This window comes from Burkholderia sp. AW49-1, from assembly GCF_053427845.1.
This window is the reverse complement of the sequence record NZ_JBSAXF010000002.1, coordinates 281,733-304,249: the sequence shown is the minus strand read 5'-3', so window position 1 is coordinate 304,249 and position 22,517 is coordinate 281,733. Positions and strand designations below refer to the sequence as shown.

21 protein-coding genes are annotated in these 22,517 nt (G+C 65.6%); 12 read left to right on the top strand and 9 right to left on the bottom strand.

Going from position 1 to position 22,517, the window contains the following annotated elements; translation table 11 throughout:
• Positions 1-33: 33 nt before the first annotated feature.
• The 3 genes from ACV22W_RS06135 to ACV22W_RS06125 all read left to right on the top strand — a co-directional run bounded on the left by ACV22W_RS06135 (position 34) and on the right by ACV22W_RS06125 (position 3,756).
• Positions 34-1,461, top strand: coding sequence for an MFS transporter (locus tag ACV22W_RS06135; protein ID WP_448018440.1), 1,428 nt, complete (start codon positions 34-36; stop codon positions 1,459-1,461).
• Positions 1,462-1,599: 138 nt separating this feature from the next.
• The gene (locus tag ACV22W_RS06130; RefSeq protein ID WP_448018352.1) at positions 1,600-2,793 is read left to right on the top strand and encodes an MFS transporter; all 1,194 of its coding nucleotides are present in this window, start codon (positions 1,600-1,602) and stop codon (positions 2,791-2,793) included.
• Between the two features lie 384 nt (positions 2,794-3,177).
• Positions 3,178-3,756: a DUF4337 domain-containing protein gene (locus ACV22W_RS06125; protein WP_448018351.1), complete on the top strand. Its 579-nt coding sequence runs from the start codon at positions 3,178-3,180 to the stop codon at positions 3,754-3,756.
• A gap of 16 nt (positions 3,757-3,772) precedes the next feature.
• On the opposite strand, the gene ACV22W_RS06120 is transcribed toward ACV22W_RS06125, so the two are convergent.
• From ACV22W_RS06120 to ACV22W_RS06105, 4 genes are all read right to left on the bottom strand, one after another.
• Positions 3,773-4,039 (bottom strand): hypothetical protein, encoded by a 267-nt coding sequence (locus ACV22W_RS06120; RefSeq protein ID WP_448018350.1) that lies wholly within the window; start codon positions 4,037-4,039, stop codon positions 3,773-3,775.
• Positions 4,040-4,283: 244 nt separating this feature from the next.
• Positions 4,284-5,468, bottom strand: a complete 1,185-nt coding sequence (locus ACV22W_RS06115) for a porin (RefSeq protein WP_448018349.1) — start codon at positions 5,466-5,468, stop codon at positions 4,284-4,286.
• A 55-nt stretch (positions 5,469-5,523) separates the two neighbouring features.
• Complete coding sequence (locus ACV22W_RS06110) at positions 5,524-6,318, bottom strand: ABC transporter substrate-binding protein (protein WP_448018348.1); 795 nt, start codon at positions 6,316-6,318, stop codon at positions 5,524-5,526.
• A 53-nt stretch (positions 6,319-6,371) separates the two neighbouring features.
• The gene (locus tag ACV22W_RS06105; protein ID WP_448018347.1) at positions 6,372-7,541 is read right to left on the bottom strand and encodes a M20 aminoacylase family protein; all 1,170 of its coding nucleotides are present in this window, start codon (positions 7,539-7,541) and stop codon (positions 6,372-6,374) included.
• On the opposite strand from ACV22W_RS06105, the gene ACV22W_RS06100 reads away from it, so the two are divergent.
• The 4 genes from ACV22W_RS06100 to ACV22W_RS06085 all read left to right on the top strand — a co-directional run bounded on the left by ACV22W_RS06100 (position 7,529) and on the right by ACV22W_RS06085 (position 10,191).
• Entirely contained in the window at positions 7,529-7,681 is a 153-nt protein-coding gene (locus ACV22W_RS06100) for a hypothetical protein (RefSeq protein ID WP_448018346.1), read from the top strand. The two genes, ACV22W_RS06105 and ACV22W_RS06100, sit on opposite strands and share 13 nt — an antisense overlap.
• Positions 7,678-8,640 carry a LysR substrate-binding domain-containing protein gene (locus ACV22W_RS06095; RefSeq protein WP_448018345.1) on the top strand — a complete coding sequence of 321 codons (963 nt, stop codon included), beginning with the start codon at positions 7,678-7,680 and terminating at the stop codon, positions 8,638-8,640. The genes ACV22W_RS06100 and ACV22W_RS06095 overlap by 4 nt, the downstream gene beginning before the upstream one ends.
• Before the next feature lie 107 nt (positions 8,641-8,747).
• Positions 8,748-9,023, top strand: coding sequence for a formaldehyde-responsive transcriptional repressor FrmR (frmR, locus tag ACV22W_RS06090; RefSeq protein WP_006753040.1), 276 nt, complete (start codon positions 8,748-8,750; stop codon positions 9,021-9,023).
• Between the two features lie 58 nt (positions 9,024-9,081).
• Positions 9,082-10,191, top strand: a complete 1,110-nt coding sequence (locus tag ACV22W_RS06085) for an S-(hydroxymethyl)glutathione dehydrogenase/class III alcohol dehydrogenase (RefSeq protein ID WP_448018344.1) — start codon at positions 9,082-9,084, stop codon at positions 10,189-10,191.
• A gap of 207 nt (positions 10,192-10,398) precedes the next feature.
• On the opposite strand, the gene ACV22W_RS06080 is transcribed toward ACV22W_RS06085, so the two are convergent.
• Both ACV22W_RS06080 and ACV22W_RS06075 read right to left on the bottom strand, forming a co-directional pair.
• Entirely contained in the window at positions 10,399-11,592 is a 1,194-nt protein-coding gene (locus ACV22W_RS06080) for an NnrS family protein (protein ID WP_448018343.1), read from the bottom strand.
• 176 nt (positions 11,593-11,768) lie between these two features.
• Positions 11,769-12,794: an AraC family transcriptional regulator gene (locus ACV22W_RS06075; protein ID WP_448018342.1), complete on the bottom strand. Its 1,026-nt coding sequence runs from the start codon at positions 12,792-12,794 to the stop codon at positions 11,769-11,771.
• Positions 12,795-13,147: 353 nt separating this feature from the next.
• Here ACV22W_RS06075 and ACV22W_RS06070 point away from each other — a divergent pair, with 353 nt between their 5' ends.
• The 5 genes from ACV22W_RS06070 (at position 13,148) to ACV22W_RS06050 (ending at position 18,063) form a co-directional block, all read left to right on the top strand.
• Positions 13,148-14,377: a dienelactone hydrolase family protein gene (locus tag ACV22W_RS06070; protein ID WP_448018341.1), complete on the top strand. Its 1,230-nt coding sequence runs from the start codon at positions 13,148-13,150 to the stop codon at positions 14,375-14,377.
• Between the two features lie 67 nt (positions 14,378-14,444).
• Positions 14,445-15,233 (top strand): SDR family oxidoreductase, encoded by a 789-nt coding sequence (locus ACV22W_RS06065; RefSeq protein WP_448018340.1) that lies wholly within the window; start codon positions 14,445-14,447, stop codon positions 15,231-15,233.
• A 65-nt stretch (positions 15,234-15,298) separates the two neighbouring features.
• Positions 15,299-16,537 carry a styrene monooxygenase/indole monooxygenase family protein gene (locus ACV22W_RS06060; RefSeq protein ID WP_448018339.1) on the top strand — a complete coding sequence of 413 codons (1,239 nt, stop codon included), beginning with the start codon at positions 15,299-15,301 and terminating at the stop codon, positions 16,535-16,537.
• Positions 16,538-16,542: 5 nt separating this feature from the next.
• On the top strand, positions 16,543-17,070 hold the full coding sequence (locus tag ACV22W_RS06055) for a flavin reductase family protein (RefSeq protein ID WP_448018338.1): 528 nt from the start codon (positions 16,543-16,545) through the stop codon (positions 17,068-17,070).
• 33 nt (positions 17,071-17,103) lie between these two features.
• Positions 17,104-18,063, top strand: a complete 960-nt coding sequence (locus ACV22W_RS06050) for a SphA family protein (RefSeq protein WP_448018337.1) — start codon at positions 17,104-17,106, stop codon at positions 18,061-18,063.
• 189 nt (positions 18,064-18,252) lie between these two features.
• Here the strand turns inward: ACV22W_RS06050 and ACV22W_RS06045 are convergent, their stop codons facing one another.
• Genes ACV22W_RS06045 through ACV22W_RS06035 form a run of 3 tightly spaced genes read right to left on the bottom strand, consistent with a single transcriptional unit; the run spans position 18,253 to position 22,480 of the window.
• Positions 18,253-19,236, bottom strand: coding sequence for a hypothetical protein (locus ACV22W_RS06045; protein ID WP_448018336.1), 984 nt, complete (start codon positions 19,234-19,236; stop codon positions 18,253-18,255).
• Complete coding sequence (locus ACV22W_RS06040; RefSeq protein ID WP_448018335.1) at positions 19,233-19,751, bottom strand: (2Fe-2S)-binding protein; 519 nt, start codon at positions 19,749-19,751, stop codon at positions 19,233-19,235. Before ACV22W_RS06040 ends, ACV22W_RS06045 begins: the two co-directional genes overlap by 4 nt.
• Positions 19,748-22,480 (bottom strand): xanthine dehydrogenase family protein molybdopterin-binding subunit, encoded by a 2,733-nt coding sequence (locus ACV22W_RS06035; protein ID WP_448018334.1) that lies wholly within the window; start codon positions 22,478-22,480, stop codon positions 19,748-19,750. The genes ACV22W_RS06040 and ACV22W_RS06035 overlap by 4 nt, the downstream gene beginning before the upstream one ends.
• Positions 22,481-22,517: the final 37 nt, after the last annotated feature.

Below are 22,517 nucleotides of genomic sequence, written 5' to 3'. Positions count from 1 at the left end.
GCCCGGCACACATATCAATATCTGGAGACGACGATGACCACGACCTTGCGAGACGAGCCCCGGGGCAGGCACCAGTCGAGAAAAGCCGCCGTCAGCGGCTGGATCGGCTCGGTGCTCGAATACTACGATTTCTTCATCTACGCCACGGCATCGGCGCTGATCTTCCCGCAGATATTCTTTCCGCACGGCAGCCCCACGACAGCCATCATCGCGTCGCTGGCCACTTACGGTGTCGGCTATGTGTCCCGCCCGATCGGCGCGTTCGTGCTGGGCCATCTCGGCGATACGCGCGGACGGAAAACCGTCCTGCTTTTCTGCATGTTTCTGATGGGAATCTCGACCGTCGGAGTCGGCCTCCTGCCGACCTATCAGCAAGCCGGGCTGATCGCACCTGCGTTGCTGGTGACGCTTCGCCTGCTGCAAGGTTTCGCCGTGGCCGGCGAGATCACCGGCGCGAGCTCGATGATCCTGGAGCACGCGCCGTTCGGTCGACGCGGATACTTCGTCAGCTTCACACTGCAGGGCGTGCAGGCCGGGCAAGTGCTGGCCGCCGCCGTGTTCCTGCCGCTCGCCTACTACATGCCGTCCGCGCAGTTCGACAGCTGGGGCTGGCGCATTCCGTTCCTGCTGAGTGCGCTGGTCATCGTCGCGGGCTTGATCATTCGCCGCGAGGTCGACGAGTCGCCTGCATTCGATGAAGCGGTACGCAACCGTTCGCAAGCCGGCTCGCCCGTTGCCGACGCTTTCAGGCACCACTTTCCCGACATGGTGCGCGTTGCCTGCATGTCGATGATGAACGTGATTCCAGTCGTCGCCACGATCTTCGGCGCAGCCTATGCGGTTCAGCCGGCGTATGGAATCGGATTCCAGAAAGATGTCTATCTCTGGATCACGGTGATGGGCAATATCGTTGCGATGATCGTGATTCCGTTCGTCGGCAACCTGTCCGACAAGGTCGGACGCCGGCCGCCGATCATTGTCGGCTCGCTGGCGGCCGGCCTGCTCGCGTTTGCCTACCTGTATGCGATCAGCATCCGCAACGTGCCACTCGCATTCGCGATGTCGATGCTCATGTGGGGTGTGGTGTACCAGGGTTACAACGCCGTATTTCCCGCCTACTACCCCGAACTCTTCCCGACCCGCACGCGCGTGTCGGCGATGGCAATCGCGCAGAATCTGGGTACCGCGGCCACGGCGATGCTGCCCGCGCTGTTCACGGCGGTCGCGCCGCCCGGAGGACACCACGTGTGGCTGATCGTCGGTGCGATCGCATTCGGCATCACCGTGATTGCGTCGCTCGCAGCCGCGAGCGCACGCGAGACACATCGTATCCATATGAACGATCTCGGGCGAGCGAACGCGCAACCGGTCGACAAGGCAGAATACGACCGGTTGCGCACCGATGCGATCGCGCGCCATCGTATCGTGCGCGAACACGTGCCGGGGTCCATCGGCAGCTAGCCAGCGCTCGACGGGGCGTCGTGTTCGGCGCCCCTTTCGCCCATCATTTCCAGCTTGCTGCTGCTTGCCCTCAGTGGCAGAGCGAACTGGCGTTGCCGCTGTCTTCACCCGATGCCTGATACCGTGCCGAAAACCGTCATGTCGGACACCACGCGCCCTGCTCGCATGAACTTCGCGCTCATGTTGCCGCTTCTGCTCGCGGCCCAGCCGGTGGCGACCGACAGTTACCTGCCGGCGCTGCCTGAAATCGCCGCAACGCTGGGGTCCGCCAGTGTCAGCCTCACGGTTTTCGCGTTGATATTCGGTATCGGGCAATTGCCGATGGGCAGTCTTTCGGACCGATACGGCCGCCGCCCCGTGTTGCTGAGCGGTCTTGCGCTCTATGCAGTGGCCGCGCTCGCGGCTGCGCTCGCCTCGAGCGCGGCGATGCTGGTGGTCGCTCGCGCAATGCAGGGCTTTGCAATGGCCGCGATACTGGTATGCGCACGCGCGACGGTGCGCGACCGGTATTCGGCGGCCGATGGTCCGTACGTGATGGCCCGCGGTTTCATGGGAATGGGGATGATGGCGTTCCTCGCGCCGCTTCTCGGTGCGTATGTCACGCAGCAGGCCGGATGGCGATGGGTGCTCGCCGGGATGAGCCTGTATGCGTTCGGGCTGCTCGTCATGTGCTGGTACGGCTTCGAGGAGAGTTTCTCGGGAATCTCGTCGAGCCGGGGCTCGACCTGGGAGGTGCGCGAGATAGTCGGCAATGCCACGTTCAGGCTATGGGCGCTGCTGGCCGCCTCGACGTACACCGGCATGTTCTGCTTCCTATTGCTTTCTCCCGCAATCTACATCCGGCATCTCGGCCTGTCGCCCCAGCGATATGGCTGGATACCGGCCAGCGGCACGCTCGTCTATGTGCTGAGCACGTACGGCTGCCGCCTGTTGCTGCGACGTCAAAGCATGCTGCGAACGGTGCGACAAGGCGCAACGTTGAGCCTTTCCGGCGCGGTGATTCAGGCATTGGGGTGTGCGCTGCTTCCCGGAAGCATCTGGCCGTTGCTCGTGGGGCATGGCGTGTACTGCCTCGGCCACGGAATCCACCAGCCATGCGGGCAGGCAGGAGCGGTCAGCGGTCTGCCCCACCTTGCAGGCCGCGCGGTATCCTGGTCTGGCTTCATCATGATGTTCTTCGCTTTCAGCGTGGGACAGACGGCAGCGGTTTTCACCGATCCGCGCTATCAACTGGGCGCGTGGCCAATGGTGGTGCCCATGCTGATCGTGGGCGTGACGCTGGTGACGATCGCGTTTGCCTGGCTGCCAAAAATCAACGACGCGACTACGTGACATGCGGCGGAATTCTGCAGCCCGGCAGACGCTGAGTCTCGCGCCGATATTATCGGGATCCAACCGGGCGGGACGGCGACGGAAGCATATCGTCACCCATGAATCGCTTTAAGAATCGGCGCTCCACGGGACGCCTACGGAAGATGTCGGAATGCCCGCGCCCCCTTGACTGGCGGAAGGCAGCCTCCGCGTAAGGTTCATCAGCCGCGATGCGGTTCGACGAGAATCTGGATCTCTTGCTTACATCGTGTGCGACGCGACGGGTCGGCGCGCCGCGTGAAGGCATCGCCAGCGCGCAAACCTGTGTCAGACTCCTACGTGCAATCGAGCGTCCGCGCGGTCGGCCGGCGATGGATTCATTCAACTCTTGCGGGTTTGTCACCGATGTCTGAAGAATACGAAGTTCATGGCCCTCACGACCATGCGGTGGAACATCACGCGGCTCACGACCGCGATCAGGGTACGTCGCGCATCGCTGTGCTGACGGCCGTGCTTGCCTGCTTCGGTGCGATATCTGCCTACCAGAGCGGTGCCGACGAAAGCCTTGCGTTGCTCTACAAGAATGACGCCGCGATCCGGAAAACCGAGGCTGCGAACCAGTGGGCCTACTATCAGGCAAAGGGCAACAAGCAGAACCTCGCGGAACTCGGTGCAGCGTTGAGCCCCGACGGCTCGCCGCAGCGGAAGCGGTTCGAGACGGACGCCGCACGATACCGCGCCGAAAAGGAACCGATCCGGGCACATGCCGAGTCGCTCGAAACGGAAGTCGAGAAGAACAACGCGGCGAGCGAGGCGCGGATGCACCGACATCATCGGTGGTCGCAGGCGACGACCGTCATCCAGATCTCGATCGCACTTGCGGCGATCACGATCCTCACGCGCCGCTCATGGATGCAGGGTCTGTCAATCGGAGTGGCCGCTATTGGCATCGCAATGGCGGGATTGGCATTTATTGGCATTTGATTAGCGGCAAGACCGATCATGCCCTTGCTTGCAAAAAGCGATTCGCCTCATGACAGTGGCCGTGGTAAAACGCGGGTTCATCGAACGTTCCTTTGCCTCGCTTCATGCATTCAGACGGCTCAGGGTTCGCCACGAACGGCACCTGAATGAACGCATAACGCTGTAACGGGCGCGAAACCGGTCCATCCGTCTCAGACTCACCGTCCGCACGCACGCGCGTCGCCAGGTAGTCGGCAACGCACGCGTTGTTTGCATCGACATCAGCGGCGATCCGGCCTCCCATCGAGGCTGCGGGAATCGGCCGGGATGGCGCGAGATTGACACACGGTGCGCGCCGCATCGACGGCGCGCACCGGCCAGCCGTTCACGCATTCGGGTTTCAGCGTGAATGGCCGCCCCCGCTCACAACTTCCACTCCACAACCGGTTGCCGTGCCGCGCATGGTCGCTGACGTTGCCGGGATCGGTCGATGACGCGAGCGGGCGACGTCAAGCCGGCCGCCCGCCCCTCCTTCGATCCCGATCCGGTCAGAACTTGTGCCGAATCCCCGCATGCACCATCAACTGCTTCGACGTCGACGACAGATCGGCCGCCCCCGGGACATATGCCTGGTCGAGCGACGAGCCGGTCGTGTCACCGGCAACCCGCTGGCAGGCACCCATCAGATAGACGTCGGTGCGCTTCGACAGGTTGTAGTCGGCCATCAGCCCGATCGAATGGATCTTCGGTTTCGCGCTCCCCGTGGTCGCGTCGTAGCGCACGGTCGTATACACATACTGCGCGCCCACGAAGAACGCCGGCGTGAACTGGTATTTTCCGTTCACTTCGAAGTTCTGATACTTGATCGCCGTGACCGTGCCACCCGCGAGCGGCCCCGTCACCGGTTCGATCGTCTCGTCGCCGAACAGGTAGCCGACGTTCGCGGTTGGCCGAGTGACGTTGCTGTTCGTATAGGCAAACCCGACGGTCGCAGGCCCTGCCGTGTAGTTGACGCCCGCCCCGAAGATCCGCAGCCGCGCCGACGCGAAGTTCGCATCCGCGCCGACCAACCCCGAGCCCGCGATCGCGCCGCCGGCCGTCGCGCCCGGGTTGTCCGCATTCAGGAACGCCGCGCCGACGAGCAGGCCGCCCCGCTCGTACTGCGCGCCGACGCTCCACTGCCGGTTGTTCGCGAACCCGGTGTCATTGCTGAAGCTGTACGTGCCGCCGAACGAGAAGCCGGAAAAATCCGGGCTCGCGTACTTGACCGTGTTGTTCACGCGAAACGTATTGCCGGTATTGTCGTTGTCGAGCGGATGCGAGAACGGATAGACCCCCCAGTTGCCATTCGCGGTCGTCGGCGCGAGATAGTCGACGACCGAGTCATATTGCCGGCCGAGCGTCAGCGTGCCGAAGCGCGTGCTGCCGAGCCCGACGTAAGCCTGCCGCCCGAACATGCGGCCGCCCTGCGCGAGCGTGCCGCTGTTCACGTTGAAGCCGTTCTCGATCTGGAACAGCGCGCTGTAGCCGCCGCCGAGATCCTCGGACCCTTTGAGACCCCAGCGGCTGCCCTGCGCGAAGCCGCTCGCCATCTGCCATGCGCCGTGGCCCCGGACGTTGTTCGTGTAGTCGATGCCCGCGTCGATCAGCCCGTACAGTGTGACGCTGCTCTGCGCGAAGGCCGGCGCAGCACAAAGTGCCGGCATCACGACGAAAAACAATCTCCAGTTCATTCGTTTTCCTTATTTATATGATGGTCGCTACCCGCTCGATACGGGTCGGCGCGGCTTACTTCGTGCCGTAGATGTCGAAGTCGAAGTACTTGCGGTTGATCCGCTGATACGTGCCGTTCGCGAGGATCGTCGCCAGCGCGCGGTTGAATGCGTCGCGCAGGTCGGTGTCCTGCTTGCGCAGCCCGAGGCCATCGCCCTGCCCGAAATACTTCGCGTCGTCGATCGCCGCGCCGGCGAACATGAAATCCTTGCCCTGCGGCTTCTTCAGGAAGCCGTCGCTCGCAGCGATCGATGCCTGGAACGCCGCGTCGAGCCGCCCGGTCACGAGATCGGCATAGACCTGATCCTGGTTCTGGTACGACTCGATCTGCACGCCCGCCGGTTGCCAGTTCGCGATCGCATAGTCGGCCTGCGCGGAACCCTGCTCGACGCCGACCCGCTTGCCCTTCAGCGACGCGGCCGTCGGCAGCAGCGGCGAACCCTTGCGCGCGATCAGCCGCGCCGGCGCATTCGAGATCCGGTTGGTGAACGCGATCTGCTCCATCCGCTTCGGCGTGATCGTCATCGACGACGCGATCACGTCGAACTTGCGCGCGAGCAGCCCCGGAATCATCCCGTCGAAACTCGACTCGACCCACACGCAGCGCGCATGCAGCTCCGCGCACATCGCGTTCGTGATGTCGATCCCGAAGCCGGTCAGCGTGCCGTCGGGCTTCTTGTATTCGAGCGGCGGATACGTGGGATCGACCGCGAGGCGAATCTCCTTGCCCGTCCAGTCGCCAGCATGCGCGACGCCTGCCACCGTGGTTGCCGTCAGCGCCACCGCGAGCGCCGCCATCCACTGTTTCATTGCCAGTCTCCTTGTTTCCATCGTTGAAGGTAAATCGAATCGGTCCGGCCGCCTCACGCGAGGTAGCGCTCGGCGAGCGCGATCCAGTAACTCGCGCCCGTCGCGAGACACGCATCGTTGAAGTCGTAGCCGGGGTTGTGCAGCCCGCAGCCGGCCGCGCCGTCGCCGTTGCCGATCGACAGGTAGCTGCCCGGGCAGACGTCGAGCATGAACGCGAAGTCCTCGCTCGCCGCGATCGGCGGAAGGTGCGGAATCAGCGCGTCGTCGCCACCCCATTCGCGCGCAACATCGCGGGCGAACGCGGTTTCCACCGCGTGATTGACGAGCACAGGATAGCCATGGCGATAGTCGATCTCGGCGGTCGCGCCGTAGCTGTCGGCTTGCCCGTGCACGATCGCGCGGACGCGCCGTTCGAGCAGCACGCGCACGTCCGGCGACAGCGCACGCACGCTCAGTTCCAGATCCGCATGCGGCGGAATCACGTTCGATGCGGTGCCTGCATGAATCGCGCCGGTCGTAACGATTGCCAGTTCCTGAGGATTCACGTTGCGCGACACAACCGTCTGCAACGCCATCACGATCGAGGCGCAGACCACTACCGGATCGATCGTCGTGTGCGGCGCCGCGCCATGGCCGCCTCGCCCGGTCACGCGCACACGCACCTCGTCGGCCGACGCCATCGCCGGGCCGTCGCAGAAGCCGAGCACACCCGCCGGCAGCCCCGGCACGTTGTGCATCGCGAACACGGCATCGCATGGAAACTGGGTGAACAACCCGTCGTCGATCATCCGCTTCGCGCCGCCGAGCCCTTCCTCCGCCGGCTGGAAAATCAGGTTCAGCGTGCCGCTGAAGCGTCCGCGCTCCGCGATGCAGCGTGCGGCCGCGAGCAGCATCGCCGTATGGCCGTCGTGACCGCACGCATGCATCACGCCGTCGTGCCGGCTCGCATGCGGCAGCCCGGTCGTCTCGCGGATCGGCAGCGCATCCATGTCCGCGCGCAGGCCGAGCCGCTTCCCCGTGCCGCGCGTGAGCGTGCCGACCACCCCGGTGCCGCCGAGTCCGCGCGTGACGCGATAACCCCATGTTGTCAGGCAATCGGCGACCAGCTCGCTCGTCGCGTGTTCCTCGAAACCGAGCTCCGGATGCGCATGCAGCCGGTGGCGCAGCGCGATCATTTCCGTCTCGATGGTCGCCATTTCAGGCGGAATGCGTGCTCGATCCAACCCCGTTACTCCTCGATGCGTGCCGGTTGTCGATCGCCGGAATGGCGGATCATGGCGAAATCGTAGGCAGCAAAAAAACCGGCGAACAGCCGCAGTTTCGTTATGATGACAACCTTTCGTTGTCGGGTATCGCACCATGAGCACGATCAAGCTGCATCAGCTGCAGGCGCTCGTCGCGAGCGCGGAGGCCGGGAGCATCCGCGGCGCGGCGCGCACGCTCGGGCTGTCGCAGGCGGCCGTCACGCGCGCGCTTCGCGAGCTGGAGGCCAGCGAGCGCCTGCCGCTGCTCGTGCGCGCGCCGGAAGGCATCGGCTTCACGGAATACGGAAAAACCTTGCTCACGCACGCGAAGCTCGTGCTCAAGCAGCTAGAGCATGCGCAAAGCGATCTCGAACGGATGCGCGGACGCATCGAGGGGCGGCTGAGCGTCGGCGTCACGCCGTGGCTGACGATGACGTTCCTCGCGGAAACCGTGCTGCGGTTTCGCGAGCGGATGCCCGACGTGCGCCTCGAACTCTACGAAGCGCTGATGGCCGTCGCGCAACCGCTGCTGCGTGACGGCAGCATGGATTTCGCGCTCGGCCACGTGCAGGCCGGCGGCGGCGCGCAGGAATTCGCGTTCGAGCCGCTGCTGCGCTACGAGACGTCGGTGATGGTGCGCGCCGGGCATCCGCTCGAACACGCGAAGTCGGTGCACGACCTGCTCGAGTGCGACTGGGTGCTGAATTCATCGGCCGACGGCCAGGCCGCGCTCGTCGACTATCTGTTTACGCGGCACGGCGCACGGATCGACGAGCGGCGCATCGTGCGCGCGCAATCGGTCGCGATGCTGCAGACGATGCTCGAGCAAGCCGGCATGTGCACGTGGTGCCCGACGATCCTCGCGGCGGTGCCGCCGTTCGGTGAGCGGATGCGCGTGCTGTCGCTCAGGGAGACCTTCGAGCCGAGCGAACTCGGCATCGTCACGCGCCGCAGCAGCACGCTGAGCGACGCCGCGCGCTGCTTCATCGACTGCCTGCTGCAGGTGATCCGGCTGCATGCGCGGTCGGCGCGCAACGAGGATCTTGCGCTGTTCCGCACGCTCGCGCTGCTGATCTGACGGTGTGCCGGTCAGGCGCGCGCGCGGCGCCCGCCCGCAGCGATCCCGTATACCTCCACGCCGCATTGCTCTATACTGCCCCCCAGTATCCGGAGCCCACAAATCCCATGCCGCATTCCCCCGAAGAAAAGAAACGCGTGCTGACCCGCGTGCGCCGTGTTCGCGGGCAACTGAACGCGCTCGAGCAAGCGCTCGAGGAGGGGGCGGACTGTGGCCCGATACTTCAGCAACTGGCTGCCATCCGCGGCGCGATCAACGGCGTGATGGCCGGCGTGCTCGAAAGCCATTTGCGCGAGGAATTCACCCAGCTCGCGGACGCCCCGCGGCCCTCGTCCGGATCGATCGACGATATCGTGACCCTCGTCCGGTCCTACTTGCGCTGACCGGTGCAGGTTCGTCGACGTCCGAGCCATTCGATGATTCTTTTTTGACAGGATTGCCATGAAATCACGTGCCGCAGTTGCGTTCGAGGCGGGTAAGCCGCTCCAGATCGTCGAAATCGACGTCGAACCGCCCCGCAAGGGCGAAGTGCTCATCAAGATCACCCATACCGGCGTCTGTCACACCGATGCCTTCACGTTGTCGGGCGACGATCCGGAAGGCATCTTTCCCGCCGTGCTGGGCCATGAAGGCGCCGGCATCGTGGTGGAAGTCGGTGAAGGCGTGACGAGCGTGAAACCCGGCGATCACGTCATTCCGCTGTACACCGCCGAATGCGGCGAGTGCCTGTTCTGCAAGAGCGGCAAGACCAATCTGTGCGTGTCGGTGCGCGCCACCCAGGGCAAGGGCGTGATGCCCGACGGCACCACGCGCTTCAGCTACAACGGCCAGCCGATCTATCACTACATGGGCTGCTCGACGTTCAGCGAATACACCGTCGTCGCCGAAGTCTCGCTCGCGAAGATCAACCCGGACGCGAACCCGGAGCAGGTCTGCCTGCTGGGCTGCGGCGTCACGACCGGCCTCGGCGCGGTGAAGAACACCGCGAAGGTGCAGGAAGGCGATACGGTGGCCGTATTCGGTCTTGGCGGCATCGGCCTCGCAGTGATTCAGGGCGCCAAGCTCGCGAAGGCCGGCCGCATCATCGCGATCGACACCAACCCCGGCAAGTTCGACCTCGCGCGCGTGTTCGGTGCAACCGACTGCGTCAATCCGAAGGACCACGAAAAGCCCATCCAGCAGGTGATCGTCGAAATGACCGGCTGGGGCGTCGATCACAGCTTCGAGTGCATCGGCAACGTCAACGTGATGCGCGCCGCGCTCGAATGCGCGCACCGCGGCTGGGGCCAGTCCGTCATCATCGGCGTCGCGGGCGCCGGCCAGGAAATTTCGACGCGCCCGTTCCAGCTCGTCACCGGCCGCCGCTGGCTGGGTACGGCATTCGGCGGCGTGAAGGGTCGCTCCGAACTGCCGGGCATGGTCGAGGAAGCGATGGCCGGCACGATCCAGCTGGCACCGTTCGTCACGCACACGAAGCCGCTCACCGGCATCAACGAAGCGTTCGACCTGATGCACGAAGGCAAGTCCATCCGGACCGTCGTGCATTTCTGAAATACGCGCGACAAGATCGGCCGCAGTAACCGGTCTCGTTGCGCGACGCCGCCGGCAAGCCTCGATGCTTGCCGGCGCGATGCATTCTCCGATCCCTCACTTGTCGGACCGGCAACGGTCGACGTCATATCCCCCCGCGCCCGGCGCGCAACACGACTCTGATGCTGCGCCTCACGCTTCCTGTCGCAATCCGTCGACGCGCGAGCGTCATTCCTGGCGACCGTCCGCACGCGGCGACATCAGGAACGGCGTGTAGTGAACCGCGTACGCCAAGAACGCGACGATCCAGCACGCGCCCGACGCATCGAGCCAGACCGCGTACGGCACCCCCGGCACGAGCGGACCGAACACGCGAATGACCGCCGCACCGATCACCAGCCAGTAACACAGCTGCTCCCATGGCCCCGCGACGAGCATGCGTCCCGTGTGGCCAAGCGCCGTGCGCGTGATCATCGCGATGATCGCACCGCCGATCGCGCCGACGGTCAACGCGTGCACGGCGAGCGAGTGTGCGACTGCGCCGGCGAACGACAGCGCGAGCAGCACGAAGCCGACCGGAATCCACAGGCAGGACACGTGCAAAATCCACACGATCGGCCGCTTGCCGACGCGCCACGAATGCCATCCGGCAAGGCGCCACGCATGCAGCACGGCGGTCGCGAGCGCAGCGACGATCAACAGCGTATCGGGTGCGCCGAGCGCGTCCGCGAACAGCGTCACCGCGACCGCCGGGGCCGCGAGCGCATCCACGATCCTGAAGCGGCGAATCTTGAAGCCGGGGATTGCATTCGTCGTGAACATCGGCACGATGCGTCCGGTAATCACCGCGACGAAGAACACGACCAGCCCCGTCGCCGCGTAAGCCGCACGCAGCGCAAGATCGGCACGACCCGTCATCACCGATACATGGAACAGCGCGTTCAGCGCGCCGAACAACAGCAGCGCGACCGGCAGGAACACGTTGTGCCTGTTCTTCGCCGAAATGAGCACGCGCAACAACACAAAGGCCGTCACCGGCAAAAACAACGAATCGACAACGGCCGCGAGCATCGGCGGCCCCGACCAGACGAGCACGCGTCCGGCCAGCCAAAGCAGCCACAGCGCCGCGAGCGCCGGGCCGCGCAGCGTCTCGCGCGAAGTCCAGGCGCGCGTGGCGGTCAGCAGGAAGCCGACGACGATCGCGGCGACGAAGCCGAAGATCATCTCGTGCACATGCCACATGAGCCCGGTCATCGAACCGGCTCGCCCGGCGACAGGCACGCCGTGCCAGGCCGCGAGCCACACGGCGATGGCGATGCTCGCGAACAGCGCGCCGGTCAGATAGAAGGGCCGCAGCCCAAGCTGCAGCAGCGGTAAGGTATCGGGCGCCGACGGGGCCCGCATCGGCTCGCTGATTTTCATGTGCGTCTCCGGCAATCGAGGATGACGTCTTTCATCCTAGCGCCGTGACGCGGGAGACGGGGGCGTGCCCCTACGCGGCGCAGTGGCATCGTCCGCGTTGATGACTTGCGTCAAGCCCGCGCTTCACGCATGTGCCAGACTTTCAAAAGTGAGCCTGCGTCGTGGCTGCCCTCCCGTCAGCACCGCGCACGCCGCATCCGGAGCGTGGCCGACGGCGATTCCCCGAACGCGCGCTTGTAGTCGATCGCGAACCGCCCGAGGTGCGCGAAGCCCCATTTCAACGCGACGTCCGTCACCGATGCGAGCCCCGGTGTCGCGTCGTCGAGCAGTTCGTCGCGCACATGTTGCAACCGCAACTGGCGCACGAATCCCATCGGCGAAATGCCGTGGCGATTGCGGAATCCGGCGAACAGCGTGCTCGGGCTGACGCCCGCGAGTTCGGCCAGCCGCTCGATCGTCAGCGGCTCGTCGAGATGCGCGCGGATGTATTCCTCGACGCGCCGCACATAAAATGGCGCAAGCGGCGCCGGCGCGGGGCGTGTGCCATTGCGTGCGTTGTTCGGGTGTCCGTACAGCAACAGGTTGAGCAACGTCGATTCGAGTTGCTCGAACGCGAGCGGATGGCGCAGCGGATGCCCGTCCGTCGCGATCGCGTCGGCCAGCATCGGCAGCATTTGCGCGAGACACGCACCCTGCTGCGACGCCAGGCTGAATTCCGGCTCGAACTCCACCGGCCCGCGCCGGTCGTCGCCGAAATGCCGCCGCGCATGCCGCTCCATTACCTCGCGCTCGATGCGCAGGATCACTTGCGGGCACGCCTCGCCCCACCGCATCCGGAGCGACAGCGTTGGCGACAGCAGCGACGCGGTGTCTGGCGACGACACGAAGCGCGTCACACCGCACTCGATCTCGGCGTCGCCGCGCAGCGGAATCTGCAACAGATAGAAGTGCTCGAGCGGCCCCGGTTCGATCGACACTTCGCCGCCGTAGTCGAGCAAATTGAGCGACAGGTTGCCCCAACGCGCGTGATGCATGCGGCCGTGCAGTGCGCGCGAATCGCCGGTCAGCGTGAGCCGATGCGGCTTGAACACGTCCGCCACCCGTGCGCGCACCTCGTCCACGTCGTCCGACTGCAGCAGCAGCGTGTCGCGATTGAAACAGGTGGCGTCGCCCAGCCATCCCGTTCCGGAAAATTGCCCCATCGAAGTTCTCCCGTCGTGCCCGATCGCACCTGCGCTGTGCACGCGTTCCCGATTCCGGGGAACACCGTCGCACGATCCGGATAGCGTCCGGAGTACCCGGACAGTCCGCCTCGTTACACTACGCAAGCCCTGCGCACCTGACGCAAGAAGCGGACCCTTCGCGCATCGTAAAAACTGTACGGAGCTTCCGCATCCGCACATACCCGCAGTGCGCCACGTTCCGGCCCCGGCGCGGCGGGCCAATCCGCAGGTTTCCGGAATTCGCGGATACCGGCCGAAGAAAGCGGATAGAAGCGCGCGTTTCGTCCGCCAATACTGGGCCCATGCCAGTCACGAACAGAATGGAGGGACACATGCAAGGACGACACATCGAGATCCCGTCGCCGGACGGCGGGACGTTTCGCGCGTACCTGAGCACGCCGACCGGCGGCACGGGGCCGGGCATCGTGCTGTGCCACGAGATCTTCGGCGCGAACGCGACGATGCGCGACGTGGCCGATTACTACGCCGAGGAAGGCTACACGGTGCTCGTGCCCGACCTGTTCTGGCGCCAGGCGCCCGGCATCGAACTCGGTTACGCGGCGGCGGACTTCGAGCGTGCGATGGCGTTGTACCGCGAGTACGACGAAAACAAGGGCGTCGAGGACATCGCCGCCGCGCTGGCCGTGCTGACGCAACGGCCGGAATGCACGGGCCGGGCCGGCGTGCTCGGTTACTGCCTGGGCGGCAAGCTGGCGTATCTCGCGGCGTGCCGGCTGCCGGACGTGGCCGCCGCCGTCAGCTATTACGGCGTGGGGATCGAGCACGCGCTCGACGAAGTCGCCCATCTGCGCGGCCGGCTCGTGCTGCAGATCGCCGCGCAGGACCGCTTCTGTCCGCCCGACGCGCAGCAGCGCATCGCCGCTGCATTGGCCGGCCGCGACGGCGTCGAAGTGTACGTCTACCCGGGTGTCGATCATGCGTTCGCGCGCGTCGGCGGGGATCATTTCGACAAGGCCGCCGCGGTCATGGCGCACCAGCGCGCGATCGCCGCGTTCCGCGCGGCGCTCGGCCCGCACTACGATCTGTCCGCCCTGTGGGAAGAACACCTCCGGCATGAGTTCGACACACGCAACGTCGACGCGACGATGGCCACGATGGTCGCGCAGCCTTACGTGAACCATATTCCGACGCTGACCGGCGGCGTGGGCCACGACGAGCTCAAGCGCTTCTACACGCATCACTTCGTGCATGCGAACCCGCCGGACACGACGATCACACCGATCTCGCGCACGATCGGCGCGAGCCAGATCGTCGACGAACTGCTGTTCTGCTTCACGCACACGACCGAGATCGACTGGATGCTGCCCGGCGTCGCGCCGACCGGCAAGCGCGTCGAGATTCCGCTCGTCGCGATCGTCAAGTTCCGCGGCAACAAGCTGTATCACGAACACATTTACTGGGACCAGGCGAGCGTGCTCGTGCAGATCGGCCTGCTCGACGCGGCCGGGCTGCCCGTCGCCGGTGTCGAAACGGCGCGCAAGCTGCTCGACGAAACCGTGCCGTCGAACAGGCTGATGCAGCGCTGGCGCGACAGCGCGTGATCGACGGATACGCTGGCGGCGCGCCGAATGGGCGCCGCCTTCACCCAATCATTCCAGGAGACACCCCATGACTGCCCTTGCTGGCAAAGTCGCGATCGTCACCGGCGGCGCCACGCTGATCGGCGCCGCCGTCGCGCAGGACCTGAGCCGCGCCGGCGCGTACGTCGCGATCCTCGATCTCGATGCCGAAACCGGCGAGCGTGCAGCCGACACGCTCGGCGAACGCGGGATGTTCATCGCGACCGACATCACCGACGACCGCGCGATCGACCGCGCCGTGTCGGCGGTCGCCGAACGCTTCGGCGCGATCGACTTGCTGATCAACCTCGCCTGCAGTTACGTCGACAACGGGATCCAGGCCACCCGCAACGACTGGCTGGCGGCGATGGACGTCAACGTCGTGTCGGCCGCGATGCTGGTCAAGGCCGTTCATCCGTACCTGGCGCGGCGCGGCGGCGGCGCGATCGTCAACTTCAGTTCGATCTCGGCGCAATGCGCGCAGACGGGCCGCTGGCTCTATCCGACCTCGAAGGCCGCGATGCGCCAGCTCACGCGCAGCATGGCGATGGATTTGGCCGGCGACCGGATCCGCGTCAACTCGGTGTCGCCCGGATGGACGTGGTCGCGCGTGATGGACGAGCTCACGCACGGCGACCGCGCGAAGACCGATCGCGTGGCCGCGCCGTTTCATCTGCTTGGACGCGTCGGAGATCCGTCGGAAGTCGCGCAGGTCGTCACGTTCTTGTGCAGCGACGCGGCGAGCTTCGTGACGGGCGCCGACTATGCGGTGGATGGCGGCTACTCCGCGATGGGCCCCGAACAGGCGGTGCCGGCGATTCCGCGGCTGGCCGAATAACCGGCAGCCGCTTCTTCACGCCCATACTCCGCCTCATGCAATTCGTTCTACCAAGGATTTTTATCATGAAACGCATCGCTATCGTCGGCGCCGGCCAGGCCGGCCTGCAACTCGCCTTCACGCTGCTCGACCAGGGCTATCACGTCACGCTCGCGACCAACCGCGACGCGGAACAGATCCGCGCCGGCAAGGTCATGTCGAGCCAGTGCATGTTCCATACCGCACTGCAGATCGAACGCGATCTCGGCCTGAACACCTGGGAACAAGCGTGCCCGTCCGTCGAGGGCATCGGCATCGCGGTACCGCATCCGGAAGGCAACGGCCGCAAGGCGATCGACTGGTCGTCTCGGCTGACCCGCTACGCGCAATCGGTCGACCAGCGCGTGAAGATGGCTGACTGGCTCGACGCGATCCGTCGCCGCGGCGCGCACGTGCGCATCTGCGACGTCGGCGTGCCGGAACTCGAGGACCTCGCGCGCAGCCACGATCTAGTGCTGCTCGCGGCCGGCAAGGGCGAAATCGTGAACCTGCTGGTTCGCGACGACGCACGCAGCGCCTTCGAGCGCCCGCAACGCGCGCTTGCCCTGACCTACGTGAAAGGCATGACGCCAAGCCAGCCGTATTCGCGTGTGCGCTTCAACCTCCTGCCCGGCATCGGCGAATACTTCGTGTTCCCCGCACTAACGACCACGGGCCCGTGCGAAATCATGGTGTTCGAAGGGATCCCGGGCGGCCCGCTCGACTGCTGGGTCGACGTGAAGACGCCGGAGCAGCATCTCGACCGCAGCCTGTCGTTCCTGCAGCAATACGTGCCGTGGGAATTCGAGCGTTGCCGTGACGTCGAGCTCACCGATCCGAACGGCACGCTGTCCGGCCGCTTCACGCCGACCGTGCGCAAGCCGTTCTTCCGCCTGCCGTCGGGTCGCACCGTGTTCGGCATGGCCGATGCGGTGGTCGTCAACGATCCCATCACTGGCCAGGGTTCGAACAATGCGGCGAAATGCGCGAAGGTATACGGCGACGCGATCCTCGCGCGCGAAGCCGAACCGTTCGACGAAGGCTGGATGCACGACACGTTCGAACGCTATTGGTCCTATGCGCAGCACGTCGTGCGCTGGACCAACTCGCTGCTCACCCCGCCGCCGCCGCATGTTCTCGAGCTGCTTGGTGCCGCCGGACAGTTGCCATCGCTGGCCGCGACGCTCGTCAATGGCTTCGACGATCCGCGCCAGTTCGCGCCGTGGTGGTTCGAACCGTCGGCCTGCGCGGCGCTGATCCGCGAACACGCCGCACGTTCGGAGTAGGCGACATGAATGCCACCGCTACCTGCAATCCGGGCCTCGACCCGCAGCAACTGCGCGCCGCGTTCGGGCATTTTCCGACCGGCGTCACGGTGATCACGACGCGGTCGCCGGACGGGCGCAAGGTCGGACTCACCGCCAATTCATTCTCGTCGCTATCGCTCGACCCGCCGCTCGTGCTGTGGAGCCTGCGCAAGGTGGCGCCGAGCCGCCCGGATTTCGTCGCGGCCACGCACTTCGCGATCAATATCCTCGCAGACGACCAGATCGAGCTGTCGCGCCGTTTCGCGACACCGAGCGCCGACAAGTTCGACGGCGTGCCGCACGTGGACGCCGACGCAGGCGGCGTGCCCTGCCTCGACGGCGCAAGTGCGCGTTTCGTGTGCCGCAACGTGGGCCATTACGAGGGAGGCGACCATCTGCTGTTCATCGGACAGATCGAGCAGTTCGATGCGTTCGGCAAGGCGCCGCTCGTGTTCCATGCGGGTCAATATCGCGCAATCTCCGCTCATCCCGATCTTTCACGCGCTGCTTGATTAGTCATACAAACAAATATTCAGGAGGAGGTGATGATGAAATGTGGCTCTCGCCTGCTTGCGATCGCAGGCCTCGTGTTCTTCGGCCTGGCCGGCCCTGCGCCGGCGCATGCGACCGACCTGCCGTCGGTCAACCTGGGGATGACCAGCTTCCTCGACGGAATGCCGCCGGCCGGCTCCGGCTGGTACGGCACGCAGTATCTCGAGTACTACACGGCTGGCCGCGTCAACGACAACGTCGGCAACAAGGTCGGGCTGCCGAAGCAGGACATCGACCTGTTCGCAGGGCTGAGCCAGCTCGTCTACCAGTCGCCGTTGACGTTCGGCGGCATGCATCCGGGGCTCGACGTGATCCTGCCGTGGGTGGCCTCCGCGCATACGAACGATGGAATCGGCAACGTCGCGCTGAATTCGCGTGCCGGATTCGGCGACTTGCTGGTCGGACCGTTCATCCAGTTCGATCCGGTGATGGGCGCGCAGGGGCCGCGCTTCGCCCAGCGGCTGGAATTCCAGTTCATCGCGCCGACCGGTGCATACGACGCAGCGCGCGCGATCAATCCGGGCAGCCATTTCTGGTCGTTCGATCCGTACTGGGCCGCGACGCTCTGGATCACGCCGAAGTGGACCGTCTCGTGGCGCCTGCACTATTTGTGGAATGCGACCAATCACAAGCCGGCGACCGCGCTGGGGCCGGACGTGACGTCGACACAGGCCGGCCAGGCCGTTCATGCGAACTTCGCCACCGAGTACGAAGTGCGGCCCGGGCTGCGGCTGGGGCTCAACGGCTACTGGCTGCGCCAGACGACCGACATGAAGGTGAACGGTCAGGACGTGCCCGGCACGCGGGAAGCCGTATTCGCGATCGGGCCCGGCGCAATGTATAGCTTCTCGCCCCAGGATCACCTGATGTTCAACGCGTACTTCGAAGTCCATGCGCGCAACCGGCCGCAGGGTTCGCGGATGGTGCTGCGGTACGTGCATCACTTTCAGTAGGCAAAAAACCGCTGCATGACGCCGCCACACGGGTGCCGCATGACGAGTGGCAACGTCGGCTATCCCGGTTCTTCTCGCGCATCGCGCGTCAGCAGGTGCATCGGATGACCGCGGTTGCACCGGCCGGCACGTTCATGGATGCTGCGAACGATGGCGCCGTGGCGGCGCGGTGCGCAACCCGCGCGCGACCTATTTGGCTGCCTGCGCCGCCGGCGTGAAACTGCACTTCGGATCGTTCTTGCCGCGCGCCGAACAGCACTCGAGCAGATCGCTCACCGACTTCGCGTTCGCCGCATTCCATTCATACAGGCTCTTGTTGTTGTCGATCGGCATCCAGTGCGTCATTGGATACCGGCTCGCACGCGCGTTGCTTCCCTTCGGCGGCGGCAGCAAACCGGCGGCGAGCGGCACGTAGATCTTGCAACTGTTCTGATCGCCGATTCGGTGACAGCCGATGCAGGTATTGCCCGGCGTGCTGATCGCGTGCGACGTCCATGACGCGAAATCGGCGCCGAGATTCACGTACTTGCCCCACGGATCGGTCGGCACCTTGCTCCAGACCTGGCCGATCCACGGGCTGTACATGACCGGGCTCGCGTCGTGACACGACACGCAGCGCTTCGTCGCCGTCGCGGCCGGCTTCCACCAGAACTCCGCCGCTGACGGATGGCCAGGCGGCGGCGTCACCTCGTTCGGCGGCGGCACGCGCGCTGCGTCCATGCCGGCGGTGCCGCCCTTCTCCGCATGAAACCAGCAGGTCTTGCCGTTGCCCGCATGATGCAGCACGATGTCGACTTCGTCGTAATACGGGCTCCGGTTCGCGCGGATCTGCTTGCGACGGCAAAACGCCGAGATCTGCGTGTCGCCGTGCGATAGATCGAGGATCTTCGAATACGGTGTGCACTGTCCGGACGTCGGCGCGTCATAGGGCAACAGCGCCGGGCGATCGCACGTCATGTGCGCCGCGTAGCGCGCGGGCACGCGGCCGTTGACCGTGATCGGCACATCGGTGCCGTCGTTGCAGTCGAACGCGGGAATCTCGCCGATTTCGTCGGTGCACTGTTGCGCATATTCGTGCAGCGACGTATCGCCGTTTGCCGCCGCGAGCGCGAGCGGCGCGACCTGTGCGGCCAGCATCGTCGCCAGCGCGACGACGCAGGTTCTCATCGTCATGCCGCCCCCTTCGTGTAGCGTATCGCCACCTTGCGAATGGCCTCGATGTACTTCACGTAACCGGTGCAACGACAGATGTTGCCGCCCACCCAGGTTTCGATCATCGCGTCCAGATCGCGCTCGTGCACCGGCTGCGCGCGCAGATGATCGAGCATCGCGGTCGCGGCCATCAGGAAACCCGACACGCAGTAACCGCACTGGAACGCGAACGACTCGAGAAAACTCTGCTGCAGCGGCGACAGCGCGCCGTCCTGCGCGAGCCCCTCGATCGTGTACACGTGCATGTCCGCCATCGCGCTGACCGGCGTCGAGCACGACAGCGTCTTTTCCATCGGCGCACCGGGCGCATTGCGCACGCCGACCGTGCATGCGCGGCACACGCCGATGCCGCAGCACAGCTTGGTGCCCGTCAGGTCCTGCCGCTCGTGCAGGAAGTCGATAAGGTTCATGTCCGCGTCGGCAGCGTCCGCTTCGACGGGTTTGTCGTTGATGATCATCCGGACCGGATCGCTCATTGCATTGCCTCCCGAATCTTCTCCGGCGTCACGGGCGTCACCCGGAACCGCCGCCCTGTCGCCATCGCGAGCGCATTGAGCAGCGCCGGCGCGATCGGACACATCACCGCTTCCGCGATGCCGCGTGCATTCGCAGGATCGCCGCCGGGCGGCGGCAATGCGATCAGCTCCTGCACGGGGATATCCGGTAGCCGCGTGACCTCGTAGCGATCCAGATTCCATCGGCCGCCGCCCGGCCCGTCCGGCCCCAGCGGACAGGTTTCGGTCAGCACGTTGCCGATACCCATCGCGACCGCACCCTGCGACTGCCCTTCCACGAGCTCCGGCGACAACTGCCGGCCGACGCTCACCGCCGTCACCACGCGCTCGACTTTCACGCGCCCAGTCGCCGAATCGACGGACACCGCGACGAGCGTCGCGGACGGCGCATAGGTCGTGCGACCGTAAAGCGTCGTATTGACCGGCGGCGGCTGCAGCACGCGCTTCAACGGCGTCAGGTGATACGGATCGAGGCCGACCGCCACGTAGTCGTAGTCGACCTGCGCACTGCCGGACGCGAACGGATAGGTTCCCTTCCAGAAATACCCGGCATAACTCGCATGCACGGCCGCGATCGTCTGCAGTCCGAGCTTCCTGATCGTGCCGAGCAGCGCCGCCCACGGAATCGGTGCGAGGCCGTTCGCGGCGAGTGCGCGATCGGTCCAGCGCACGTCATCCGCGCGCACGGGTACGCCCCACCACGCGCGCGCAGCCGGCAGCACGCTCTGCAGAAACAGCACCTGCGCGGCGCCCTTGACTGCGTGGTACTGATGGAATGCGCCCAGACATGCGCTCGACGAACCGTAGGTGTAGCAGACGTACTTGCTGTCGTCAGGCGGGCTGCTCGAACGCTTCAACCCGAGCGCGTTGAACGGTCCGATCTCGCTCATCGCAATCGTTTGCGCGTTTTGCCCGAGAAACTCGGCCGGCGCGAGACCGAGCGTCGTGGCCGCGCCGTTGCCCATGTCGGTGTACGGCGTGACCACGCGCAGGTTGCCGTCGGGCAGGATCTGCACCATGCCGAACATCCCGTCGCCGGAGGTGCCGTATGCTTCGTTCGCCATCGCGAGGCCGACGCCGTAGCGGAAGCCGCGCGCGCTGCGCTCGGCACGAATCTGCTCACGCTCGAGCCATAACGGATGACGTTCGAGCCGGTCGAGCAGCGCGTCCAGTTGCAGGTCGAACAGGATCGGCGCGCCCGTGATCGCGCGGCCCTTGCCGAGCTCGGGCGACTTGCCGAGCAGATTGGCGCGCCGGATCTCGAACGGCGACATCCCCAGCCGGCGTGCAGCCTCGTCCATCAGCGTCTCGATCGCCATGAATGCCTGTGGCCCGCCGAAGCCGCGCTGCGACCCGCCGAAGACTTCCCGCGTGTAGGTCGACGCGGCCTGCGCGCGTGCCCGCGGAATCTCGTAGCAGCTCATCGCGCTCAACGCGGCAAGCTGCGCGACGTACGGCGACAGGTTCTTCTTTCCGCCGCCGTTCATCAGGAAATCGCAGGTGATCGCTTCGAGCTTGCCGCGGCGGTCGAACCACAGCGATTCGGAGAACTGCGTCTCGCAGCGTTTCAGGCCAACCTGGAATTGCTCGTAGCGCGACTGCTGCCAACGCAGCGCGCCCTTCGCGAACGGTGCCGCAAGGGCCAGATACAGCGGGAAGTAGGATTTGTCGCGTCCGCCGAATCCGCCGCCCGGGTAGCACGCGATGACCTGGGCCTCCTTGACCGCGACGGCGCTGCCGTCGAACAGCGCACACGCACCGCTCGCATCGTCGTTCGCCGACTGCGTGCCGAGCACGAGGCTGATCCTCGAGGCGGACGCGTCGTACCATGCGAGTCCCGCTTCGGGCTCCATGAACATCGGGTCCATCGCCGGCGTCTCGAACCCGTCGTCGCCCGTCGCCCGAATGCCGATCCACGTGCCGGCGGCCGCATGGCTGGCAATGGTCGCATCGATGTTGGCGACTGCCGCCTCACGTTCCTCCAGGTACTTCGCCGTCGGCTTGCCGTTGCTGTCGGTCTGGTAGTTGTCGACGTAGCTGAACCGCCGTGCGTCGTCGCGCACGTAGACGGTCACGGGCGAATACGGCACGACCGGTGCGGCCTGGCCGGTGCCGACCGGCGCGCCGTAGCGGATCACGCTGCGATTGAAATCGAGCAGCTTCCTCGCGCGACGATAAATATCGAAGTTCTCGAAGATCAACAGCGCGGCCGGTTGCCCGTAGCAGTCGGCCGGATAACCCGCACGCGCGAGCCAGTAGATGTCCTGGTTCGCGATCGGATCGGGCTCCGGCGCAAGCTTGATCCTGCGTGCGCTCAGCAACGCGTTGTCGATAATGGCGATCGGCCGCAGTTCGTGCGGCAGCACGCCGAGATCGTAGCCCTGGTACACGGCGTCGACCCGGTCGCATCGAAGTGCGTAAAGCCAGTTTTCCTGCTGCGGCCAGCCGACGAAGTCGCGGGACTTGAAGTCGCGTGCATAGATCTTCTGGCCGGTTACCTTCGGCATGCCATCGATGCGCCAGCGCGCCTTGCCGGGCACCGGCGCCCAGTTCGGGCCGTCCGCATCGGCCGGCGTCTCGCCCGCAGCGAGTACGAGTGCCGGCAAATGCGTTACCGAAACGGCGACGACGGCGCCGCTGCCGGCCAGTTTCAGAAACGTCCGGCGTGTCACAGGCACATGGATGGCCATGCTGCGTCCCTCGTTCGAATTGTTATGTCGGTCCGTC

What these genes read in the sequence shown, in the direction of transcription:
- ACV22W_RS06135 (WP_448018440.1), top strand. Translation starts at nt 34, where the DNA reads ATGACCACGACCTTGCGAGACGAGCCCCGGGGCAGGCACCAGTCGAGA.
- ACV22W_RS06130 (WP_448018352.1), top strand. Translation starts at nt 1,600, where the DNA reads ATGTCGGACACCACGCGCCCTGCTCGCATGAACTTCGCGCTCATGTTG.
- ACV22W_RS06125 (WP_448018351.1), top strand. Translation starts at nt 3,178, where the DNA reads ATGTCTGAAGAATACGAAGTTCATGGCCCTCACGACCATGCGGTGGAA.
- ACV22W_RS06120 (WP_448018350.1), bottom strand. Translation starts at nt 4,039, where the DNA reads ATGGGAGGCCGGATCGCCGCTGATGTCGATGCAAACAACGCGTGCGTT.
- ACV22W_RS06115 (WP_448018349.1), bottom strand. Translation starts at nt 5,468, where the DNA reads ATGAACTGGAGATTGTTTTTCGTCGTGATGCCGGCACTTTGTGCTGCG.
- ACV22W_RS06110 (WP_448018348.1), bottom strand. Translation starts at nt 6,318, where the DNA reads ATGAAACAGTGGATGGCGGCGCTCGCGGTGGCGCTGACGGCAACCACG.
- ACV22W_RS06095 (WP_448018345.1), top strand. Translation starts at nt 7,678, where the DNA reads ATGAGCACGATCAAGCTGCATCAGCTGCAGGCGCTCGTCGCGAGCGCG.
- frmR (WP_006753040.1), top strand. Translation starts at nt 8,748, where the DNA reads ATGCCGCATTCCCCCGAAGAAAAGAAACGCGTGCTGACCCGCGTGCGC.
- ACV22W_RS06085 (WP_448018344.1), top strand. Translation starts at nt 9,082, where the DNA reads ATGAAATCACGTGCCGCAGTTGCGTTCGAGGCGGGTAAGCCGCTCCAG.
- ACV22W_RS06080 (WP_448018343.1), bottom strand. Translation starts at nt 11,592, where the DNA reads ATGAAAATCAGCGAGCCGATGCGGGCCCCGTCGGCGCCCGATACCTTA.
- ACV22W_RS06075 (WP_448018342.1), bottom strand. Translation starts at nt 12,794, where the DNA reads ATGGGGCAATTTTCCGGAACGGGATGGCTGGGCGACGCCACCTGTTTC.
- ACV22W_RS06070 (WP_448018341.1), top strand. Translation starts at nt 13,148, where the DNA reads ATGCAAGGACGACACATCGAGATCCCGTCGCCGGACGGCGGGACGTTT.
- ACV22W_RS06065 (WP_448018340.1), top strand. Translation starts at nt 14,445, where the DNA reads ATGACTGCCCTTGCTGGCAAAGTCGCGATCGTCACCGGCGGCGCCACG.
- ACV22W_RS06060 (WP_448018339.1), top strand. Translation starts at nt 15,299, where the DNA reads ATGAAACGCATCGCTATCGTCGGCGCCGGCCAGGCCGGCCTGCAACTC.
- ACV22W_RS06055 (WP_448018338.1), top strand. Translation starts at nt 16,543, where the DNA reads ATGAATGCCACCGCTACCTGCAATCCGGGCCTCGACCCGCAGCAACTG.
- ACV22W_RS06050 (WP_448018337.1), top strand. Translation starts at nt 17,104, where the DNA reads ATGATGAAATGTGGCTCTCGCCTGCTTGCGATCGCAGGCCTCGTGTTC.
- ACV22W_RS06045 (WP_448018336.1), bottom strand. Translation starts at nt 19,236, where the DNA reads ATGACGATGAGAACCTGCGTCGTCGCGCTGGCGACGATGCTGGCCGCA.
- ACV22W_RS06040 (WP_448018335.1), bottom strand. Translation starts at nt 19,751, where the DNA reads ATGAGCGATCCGGTCCGGATGATCATCAACGACAAACCCGTCGAAGCG.
- ACV22W_RS06035 (WP_448018334.1), bottom strand. Translation starts at nt 22,480, where the DNA reads ATGGCCATCCATGTGCCTGTGACACGCCGGACGTTTCTGAAACTGGCC.